Here is an 8783-nt window from a genome sequence, read left to right as displayed (position 1 = left end):
CTTTCCGGCGGGGTCCGGTGGCGGGGGGGGTCGGCGGCCGGGACCCGGGCGCGGTACCCCGGCCCGGCGGCCGGACCCGGCAGGACGAGCGCGAGCCGGGCGCCCAGGCGCGTACGAAGTCCGCGCGGCAGAGCGGCGGTTCGGCCGCGGCCGCCCAGCCCAGACGCGGCCGGGGCCGCGGCGCGGCCCGGCGGCCCAGCGGCCGGGAGCGGCACGACGAGAAGATCACGGTCTACGTCTCCGCCGAGGAGCTGATGGACCTGGAGCACGCCCGGCTCGTGCTCCGCGGCGACCACGGCCTGGCGGTGGACCGCGGCCGCATCGTCCGCGAGGCCGTCGCGGTGGTCCTGGCCGACCTGGAGTCGCGCGGCGACGCGAGCATCCTCGTACGCCGTCTGCGCGGCCGCTGACACCGACGCCCGTACGTCCGCCGGCACCGGCCGGCACCGCCCCCGTCCGCCGCCCGGCCGTACCGGGCGACCGCGCCGCCGCCCCGCCGGACGGAAACCGGGCGCGCGCCGCTCCGGGCGATACGCTGCGAGCGATGGACGACAGGCACGACGACCCGCAGCGCCCCGCGCGTACCGCCCGGCGCTCCCTCGGCCGCGGCCCCGGGGTCGCCGCGACGCCCACCAGGCCCGCTCCGCCGCCCGCCGACCCGGATCCGGTGCGGGAGCCGTTCCCCGAGCCGATGCCCCTGCCGCAGCCGGACCCGGCTCCCGTGCCCGGGCGGCCGGAGCCGTCCCCGCTGCCCATCCCGGGGCCCGCCCCGCGCCCCGACGAGCCGAGCCCGGTCCCGGAGCCGGGTCCGGGCGAGCCCGAGCCGGAGCCGGAGACCGAGCCCGCGCCGGCGGGTCCCGGCGGCGCGGACCCGGACGAGGTGCCGGAGGAGACACCGGACGAGGACCCCGCCCCGGAGAACCGCCCCGGGCCCGACCCCGGCCCGGCGGCCAGCACGGACCCGGCAGCGGACCCGGACGCCGATCCCGACGACGGCGCCTTCCGGGTCCGGCTCGCCAACTTCGAGGGCCCCTTCGACCTCCTCCTGCAGCTCATCTCGAAGCACAAGCTGGACGTCACCGAGGTCTCCCTGCACCGCGTCACCGACGACTTCATGGCCCACATCCGCGCCATGGGCCCCGACTGGGACCTCGACCAGACCACCGAGTTCCTCGTCGTCGCCGCGACCCTCCTCGACCTCAAGGCCGCCCGCCTGCTGCCCGCCGCCGAGGTCGAGGACGAGGAGGACCTCGCGCTGCTGGAGGCCCGCGACCTGCTGTTCGCGCGGCTGCTGCAGTACCGCGCGTACAAGGAGATAGCGGGCATCTTCCAGCGCCGGCTGGTGGACGAGTCGCTGCGCCACCCCCGTACCGTCGGGCTGGAGCCGCACCACGCGGCGCTGCTGCCCGAGGTGGTCATCAGCATCGGCCCGGAGGGCTTCGCCCGGCTCGCGGTCAAGGCGATGCAGCCGAAGCCCGTGCCCCAGGTCTACGTCGAGCACATCCACGCCCCGCTCGTCAGCGTCCAGGAGCAGGCGCAGGTCGTGGTCGAGCGGCTGCGCGCACACGGCGCCGTGAGTTTCCGGGAGCTGATCGCCGACGCCCCGGACCCGCTGACCGTCGTGGCCCGGTTCCTGGCGCTGCTGGAGCTGTACCGGGAGCGGGCGGTGGCGCTGGACCAGGAGGGGGCGCTGGAGCCGCTGACGGTGCGGTGGACGGGGCAGGAGGACGTGGTGCCGGTGGTGACCGACGAGTTCGACACGGCGCCCGCCGCCGCGGACGACGGTGGCGGCAACGGCCGGGGCGCAGGCGCAGGCGCAGGCGAAGGCGAGGACGGGCGATGAGCGACGCAGTAACGGACGCGACGGACGGGACGGCCGCACCGGACGCGGCGGACGGGACGGGCGCGGCGGACGCGGCCAACGCGGCTGACGTGCCGGACCCGGCGGCCCCGCAGCCGCAGCCCGGCGAGCCGCCCGCGAACCCCGCCGCCGAGCTGCCGCTGCGCCCGGCCCTCGAAGCCGTTCTCATGGTCGTCGACGAGCCCGTCACCGCCGAGCACCTGGCCAAGGTCCTCGACCGCCGCCCCCGCGAGATCGCCGACGCCCTGCGCGAGCTGTCCGACGAGTACACCGTCCAGGGCCGCGGCTTCGACCTGCGCCACGTCGCGGGCGGCTGGCGCTTCTACACCCGCGCCGCGTACGCGCCCGCCGTCGAGGGCTTCGTGCTCGACGGCCAGCAGTCCCGGCTCACCCAGGCCGCGCTGGAGACCCTCGCGGTCGTCGCGTACCGCCAGCCGGTCTCCCGCTCCCGCGTCTCCGCGGTCCGCGGCGTCAACTGCGACGGCGTCATGCGTACGCTGCTCCAGCGCGGGCTCATCGAGGAGGCGGGCACGGAGGACGGAACAGGTGCGATCCTGTACAGGACGACGAACTACTTCCTGGAGCGGATGGGCCTGCGCGGCCTGGACGAACTCCCCGAGCTGGCCCCGTTCCTCCCGGACGCGGATGCGGTGGAGGGCGAGTCCCAGGAGGGCGTCCCGTCGTTCGACGTGGACGACGACACCTGACCAACCAAGGGACTGACGGAAAGCTCGATGCGAAGCAGCGGCGGCAGGAACAACAGGAAGCCCTCGGGCTCCGACTCCCGGGGAGCGGGCGGCAAGCGCGGCGCCCCACAGCGCGGTCAGGGCCGCCCCCGCCCCGAGGAGCGGCGGTACGAGAAGTCCGGCACGCCCCAGGGCGGCCGCCCCGGGGCCCCGGGGAAGGGGGGCCGGGGGCGCGGCGGCGCGCCGGGCCGGCCCGCGCGATCCCGCGAGTACGACGCGCAGCTGGAGGAGCGGGCCAGGGCCCGGCACCCGGGGGCGCAGCGCAAGCTGCCGAAGACGTTCGGCGAGCCCGAGGGCGAGCGGCTGCAGAAGGTGCTGGCACGGGCCGGCATGGGGTCGCGGCGTGCCTGCGAGGAGCTGATCGACCAGGCGCGGGTCGAGGTCAACGGGCGCGTCGTCACCGAGCAGGGGCTGCGCGTCGACCCGGAGAAGGACGAGATCAAGGTCGACGGGCTGACCGTGGCCACGCAGTCGTACCTGTTCTTCGCCCTCAACAAGCCCGTCGGCGTCGTCTCCTCGATGGACGACCCGGAGGGCCGGCAGAACCTCGGCGACTACGTCGACAACCGCGAGACGCGGCTCTTCCACGTCGGCCGGCTGGACACCGAGACCGAGGGCATCATCCTGCTCACCAACCACGGCGAGCTGGCCCACCGCCTCACCCACCCCCGCTACGGCGTGAAGAAGACCTACCTCGCCGCCATCCAGGGCCCGCTCCCGCGCGACCTCGGCAAGCAGCTGAAGAACGGCGTCCGGCTCGACGACGGCTACGCCAAGGCCGACGACTTCCGGGTGGTGCAGAACACCGGCAAGAACTACCTCGTCGAGGTGGTGCTGCACGAGGGCCGCAAGCACATCGTGCGGCGGATGCTCGCCGAGGCGGGCTTCCCCGTCGACAAGCTGGTACGGACCCGCTTCGGCCCGATCGCGCTGGGCGACCAGAAGTCCGGCTGGCTGCGCCGGCTCACCAACACCGAGGTCGGGATGCTGATGCGGGAGGTCGGGCTCTGACGGCCCGGGCCGCCCGGCCCGTACGCCCCCGGCGCCCGCCCGGCCGTGGCGCCCGGGCCGCCGCGGCGCCCGTGCCTCCTCCCGGCGTGCCTCCCTCGGCGCTGCGCCCGTCGGCCTCCCCGCGCCTCGCGGGCGGGCCGCCGCGTATCCTTGCGCCGTGCGTACCGCCCTCGTCATCGGCACCGGCCTCATCGGCACCTCCGCCGCCCTGGCGCTGACCCGCAGAGGCGTCACGGTCTATCTGCAGGACGAGGACGCCGACCAGGCCCGCACCGCCGCGGCCCTCGGGGCCGGCAGCGACGAGCCGCCCCCCGCGCCCGTGGACCTCGCCGTCGTCGCCGTGCCGCCCGCGCTCACCGGCCCCACCCTCGCCGACGCCCAGAGCCGCGCCGCCGCCCGCGGCTACCTCGACGTCGCCAGCGTCAAGGGCGGCCCCCGCCGCACCCTGCGGGAGCTGGGCGGCGACCTCGCCCGCTACATCGGCAGCCACCCGATGGCCGGCAGCGAGCGGTCCGGCCCGCTGGCCGCCTCCGCGGAGCTGTTCGAGGGCCGGCCGTGGGTGCTGAGCCCGGACGGGACCACCGACACCGAGGTGCTGAACCTCGCGCTGGAGCTGGTCGCGCTCTGCCGCGCCGTGCCCGTGGTGATGGACGCCGACGCCCACGACCGCGCCGTCGCCCTCGTCTCGCACACCCCGCAGCTGGTCTCCAGCATGGTCGCCGCGCGGCTGGAGGACGCCGAGGAGGCCGCGGTCCGGCTCTGCGGGCAGGGCATCCGGGACGTCACCCGCATCGCCGCCTCGGACCCGGCGATGTGGATCGACATCCTCTCCGCCAACCCCGGCCCGGTCGCCGAGGTGCTGTCCGAGGTCGCCGCCGACCTCGACGAGACGGTGCGGGCGCTGCGCGCGCTGCAGGCCGCCGACGACGGCAAGCGCCGCACCGGCGCCGCCGGTATCGAGGACGTGCTGCGCCGCGGCGGCGCCGGCCGCGAGCGGGTGCCCGGCAAGCACGGTGCGGCCCCCGCGGAGTACGAGACCGTCACCGTGCTCATCGGCGACCGGCCGGGCGAGCTGGCGCGCATCTTCGCCGACGCCGGCGCGGCCGGGGTCAACATCGAGGACGTGCGCATCGACCACGCCACCGGGCAGCAGGCCGGGCGCGTACAGCTCATGGTCGAGCCGCCGGCCGCGCACGCGCTCACCGCCGCGCTGCGGGAGCGCGGGTGGCCGCTGAGGCAGTGACCGAGACCCGCGCAGGTGCCGGTAACCTGGTCCCGCACACGTCGACCCGGTTAACCCGGACGTATTCCTGAGGAAGGGTGTCGTACGCCCCGTGGACAGCGCTGCCAGGGCCCAGCGGGCCCCCGTGATCGTCGCCATCGACGGCCCCGCCGGCACCGGCAAGTCGAGTACGTCCCGGGCCGTGGCCGCCCGGCTCGGCCTGCGCTATCTCGACACCGGCGCGCAGTACCGGGCCGCCGCCTGGTGGATGCTGGGCAACGGCGTGGACGTGCGCGACCCCGCCGCGGTCGCCGCCGCCGCGGAGAAGCCGCAGATCGTCTCCGGCACCGACCCGGCGGCGCCCACGGTCACCGTCGACGGCGCCGACGCCGCGGGCCCGATCCGTACCCGGGAGGTCACCGCCGCGGTCAGCGCCGTCAGCGCGGTGCCGGAGGTACGGGCCCGGATCACCGCGCTGCAGCGGTCCATCGCGGCGGAGTCGGTGAAGAACGGCGGGATCGTGGTCGAGGGCCGGGACATCGGCACGACGGTGCTGCCGGACGCGGACGTCAAGATCTTCCTCACCGCCTCGGAAGAGGTGCGCGCCGCCCGCCGCAGCGGCGAGCTGAAGGGGAAGGACGCGAGCGACCTGGCCGCCACGCAGGCGTCGATCGCCCGGCGCGACGCCGCCGACGCCGGCCGCAAGGTCTCGCCGCTCGCCAAGGCCGCCGACGCCATCGAGGTGGACACGACGGAGCTGACCCTGGAGCAGGTCATCCAGTGCGTCGTCACCCTCGTCGAAGAGAAGCAGCAGGGTCGGTGACCGAACCGGCCGGCGCGGTGCCGGAGACACGGGGTGCGCTCGTCGGGCGGCGGATGTCCGCGCCCGTGATGCACGGCTACTTCAGGCCGCGGATACTCGGCGCCTGGCGGGTGCCCGCCAGCGGGCCCGTCATCCTGGCCGGGAACCACTCCCACAACGTCGACGGCCCGCTGCTCATGGGCACCGCGCCGCGGCCGGTGCACTTCCTGATCAAGCAGGAGGCGTTCGTCGGGGTCGTCGGCTGGTACCTGCGCACCATCGGCCAGCTGGCCATCGACCGCACCACCGTCGACCGCGCGGCGATCACCCGCGCGCTGGGCGTGCTGGACGACGGCGGGGTGCTCGGGATCTTCCCGGAGGGCACCCGGGGCGAGGGCGACTTCTCCTCGATCCGCGCCGGCCTCGCGTACTTCGCGGTGCGCTCCGGTGCCCCGGTGGTGCCGGTCGCGGTGCTGGGCACGGCGGAGCGGCGCAGCCGCGTGCTCAAGGCGCTGCCGCCGGTGCGCTGCCCGGTGGACATCGTCTTCGGCGAGCCCTTCCAGGCCGGTTCCGCGGACGGGCGGCGTACGCGCAAGGCGATGGACGAGGCGACGCTGCGCATCCAGGACCGGCTGACCACGCACCTGGCCGCCGCCAGGCGCGATACTGGCCGCTAGGGCGCGGAGCCCGGCAGACCGGGCCGTGTGCGCGGCCGAGAACGCAAGGACGAGGAACGTGATGAGCGAGACCGGCAGCTCCCCGGAGCACGCCCCGGACGGCACAGCCTACGGCGACGGGCCCGGGGAGCCGGAGCACGGGGAGCTGGGCGACGCCGAGTACGCCGAGTTCATGGAGCTGGCCGCCGAGGAGGGCTTCGACCTCGACGAGGTCGAGGGCGACCTCGCGCGGGCCGGACACGGCCCGCTGCCCGTGGTGGCGGTCGTCGGCCGGCCGAACGTCGGCAAGTCGACCCTGGTGAACCGCATCCTCGGCCGCCGCGAGGCCGTCGTGGAGGACCGGCCCGGCGTCACCCGCGACCGGGTGTCGTACGAGGCCGAGTGGGCCGGCCGCCGCTTCAAGGTGGTCGACACCGGCGGCTGGGAGCAGGACGTGCTCGGCATCCACGCCTCCGTCGCGGCGCAGGCCGAGTTCGCGGTGGAGGCCGCGGACGCCGTCGTCTTCGTGGTCGACGCGCAGACCGGCGCCACCGACACCGACGAGGCCGTCGTGAAGATGCTGCGCCGGGCCGGCCGGCCGGTGGTGCTCTGCGCCAACAAGGTCGACGGGCAGGCGGGCGAGGCGGAGGCGGCGTACCTGTGGTCGCTCGGCCTCGGCGAGCCCCACCCGGTCTCCGCGCTGCACGGCCGCGGCACCGGCGACATGCTCGACGCGGTGCTCGCCGCGCTGCCGGACGCGCCGGCGCAGACGTTCGGCGGCGGGCTCGGCGGCCCGCGCCGGGTGGCGCTCATCGGGCGGCCGAACGTCGGCAAGTCGTCCATGCTCAACAAGCTCGCCAGGGAGGACCGCGTCGTCGTGGACGACGTCGCGGGCACCACCCGCGACCCGGTGGACGAGCTGATCCAGCTCGGCGGGAAGACCTGGCGCTTCGTCGACACCGCCGGCATCAGGCGGCGCGTCCACCTCCAGGAGGGCGCCGACTACTACGCCTCGCTGCGCACCGCCGCCGCGCTGGAGAAGGCGGAGGTCGCCGTCGTCCTCGTGGACGCCGGCGAGACGCTGACCGTGCAGGACACCCGGATCCTCTCCATGGCGGTCGACGCCGGCCGGGCGCTGGTCATCGCGTACAACAAGTGGGACCTGCTGGACGAGGAGCGCCGCTTCTACCTGGAGCGCGAGATCGAGCGCGACCTCGTGCAGGTGCAGTGGGCGCCGCGGGTCAACGTCTCGGCCCGCACCGGACGGCATATGGAGAAGCTGGTGCCGGCGCTGGAGACGGCGCTGTCGGGCTGGGAGACGCGGGTGCCGACCGGCAGGCTCAACGCCTTCCTGGGCGAACTGGTGGCCGGCCAGCCGCACCCGGTGCGCGGCGGCAAGCAGCCGCGGATCCTGTTCGGCACCCAGGCCGGCACCCGGCCGCCGCGGTTCGTGCTCTTCGCCTCCGGCTTCATCGAGGCGAACTACCGCCGGTTCATCGAGCGGCGGCTGCGCGAGGAGTTCGGCTTCGCGGGCAGCCCGATCCGGATCTCGGTACGGGTGCGGGAGAAGCGGGGCCGCAAGAAGTAGCGGCCCCGGCTCCGGGCAGGCGCGGGGTCAGCGGGCGTCGTCCTCGGCCGCGCGGGCGTCGTGGCGGTGCCGGTGGAGGTGGGACCGCAGGCGCCCGGTGGCCGGCGGGGCCGGCAGCGACGGGCGGGCGGTGTTCATGATCGCGTCGAAGCGGAGCTGCTCCTCGCCCGTGCGGTCCCCGGGCAGCGCCCGGAAGAGCCGGCGGTACTCGGCGAACAGGGCGTCGTAGATCGGCGTCCCCGAGGTGCGGGCGGCCGCGTGGGGCTCGTGGGCCGGGCGCATGCCGGGAATCGCGTGGTATCGGTGCACATCCTGTGCAACGAAGGCGCGGCACGCGGGGATGCGGGTGCGCGCTGCTCCGATCAGGTGCCGGTCAGGGGCATCGTCGCGCCGACGAGCAGCCCGCGCCCGGCGGCCTGCGCCAGCGCCCCGCCCAGCAGGTCCTCGCGCGGCTGCCGGCCGATCGCGCCGGCGGGCGCCGCGTACACCAGCACCTCCCGCTCCTTGGCCGCGGCGGCCCGCCAGCCGTCCGAGACGTGCAGCGGCTGGTGCGCCTGCCACCAGGCCGTCTGCGGCTGCCCGGCCGTGCCGGGCTGCATCACCGCGTGCAGCTGGCCGGCGACGAGCAGCACGGACCAGCCGGTGACCGGGGCCGGCGGCTTGGCCATGCCCATCACGGGCAGGAAGCCGCTCTCGATGAGCAGCGGCAGGAAGTCGTCGCCGGGGCCCTCGGAACCGGGCCGGACGACGGGCGCCGTGGGCTCGACGACGAGCGCGGGCCGCGGCTCGTCGCCGCACATCACCAGCCCGCAGGTGACGCCGAGGACCGCCTGCGACTCGCCGGTGTCGCCCACGGGGGCGGCGGTGGCGGCGGCCTCGGCGGGGGCGGGCGAGGGC

General features: G+C 76.0%; 8 protein-coding genes and 2 pseudogenes. 8 read left to right on the top strand and 2 right to left on the bottom strand.

All coding sequences use genetic code 11. The features are described from left to right. The 8 genes and pseudogenes from ABD317_RS29460 to der form a co-directional block, all read left to right on the top strand. Window positions 1–410, top strand: a pseudogene (locus ABD317_RS29460) (hypothetical protein); the annotation flags it as partial. A gap of 134 nt (window positions 411–544) precedes the next feature. Then, a complete protein-coding gene (locus ABD317_RS29455) occupies window positions 545–1843 on the top strand; it encodes a segregation and condensation protein A (RefSeq protein WP_344293674.1) in 1299 nt (432 codons plus the stop codon). Further along, window positions 1840–2568 (top strand): SMC-Scp complex subunit ScpB, encoded by a 729-nt coding sequence (scpB, locus tag ABD317_RS29450; protein WP_344293672.1) that lies wholly within the window; start codon window positions 1840–1842, stop codon window positions 2566–2568. The genes ABD317_RS29455 and scpB overlap by 4 nt, the downstream gene beginning before the upstream one ends. Before the next feature lie 27 nt (window positions 2569–2595). Next, on the top strand, window positions 2596–3618 hold the full coding sequence (locus ABD317_RS29445; RefSeq protein ID WP_344293670.1) for a pseudouridine synthase: 1023 nt from the start codon (window positions 2596–2598) through the stop codon (window positions 3616–3618). A 157-nt stretch (window positions 3619–3775) separates the two neighbouring features. Next, window positions 3776–4861 carry a prephenate dehydrogenase gene (locus tag ABD317_RS29440; RefSeq protein WP_344293668.1) on the top strand — a complete coding sequence of 362 codons (1086 nt, stop codon included), beginning with the start codon at window positions 3776–3778 and terminating at the stop codon, window positions 4859–4861. A gap of 91 nt (window positions 4862–4952) precedes the next feature. Then, the gene (cmk, locus tag ABD317_RS29435; protein ID WP_344293666.1) at window positions 4953–5663 is read left to right on the top strand and encodes a (d)CMP kinase; all 711 of its coding nucleotides are present in this window, start codon (window positions 4953–4955) and stop codon (window positions 5661–5663) included. A gap of 53 nt (window positions 5664–5716) precedes the next feature. Next, window positions 5717–6319, top strand: coding sequence for a 1-acyl-sn-glycerol-3-phosphate acyltransferase (locus ABD317_RS29430; RefSeq protein ID WP_051438717.1), 603 nt, complete (start codon window positions 5717–5719; stop codon window positions 6317–6319). Between the two features lie 61 nt (window positions 6320–6380). After that, window positions 6381–7886: a ribosome biogenesis GTPase Der gene (gene der, locus ABD317_RS29425; protein ID WP_027756968.1), complete on the top strand. Its 1506-nt coding sequence runs from the start codon at window positions 6381–6383 to the stop codon at window positions 7884–7886. 27 nt (window positions 7887–7913) lie between these two features. On the opposite strand, the gene ABD317_RS29420 is transcribed toward der, so the two are convergent. Both ABD317_RS29420 and ABD317_RS29415 read right to left on the bottom strand, forming a co-directional pair. Beyond that, a complete protein-coding gene (locus tag ABD317_RS29420; protein WP_344293676.1) occupies window positions 7914–8168 on the bottom strand; it encodes a hypothetical protein in 255 nt (84 codons plus the stop codon). Window positions 8169–8248: 80 nt separating this feature from the next. Continuing rightward, window positions 8249–8783 (bottom strand): annotated as a pseudogene (locus tag ABD317_RS29415) (hypothetical protein); the annotation flags it as partial.

The sequence above is a fragment of the Streptomyces synnematoformans genome (assembly GCF_039531005.1).
In the GTDB taxonomy this organism is placed as follows: Bacteria; Actinomycetota; Actinomycetes; order Streptomycetales; family Streptomycetaceae; genus Streptomyces; species Streptomyces synnematoformans.
Note: the sequence above shows the minus strand (reverse complement) of the source record. Positions and strands in the feature narration are given on the sequence as shown.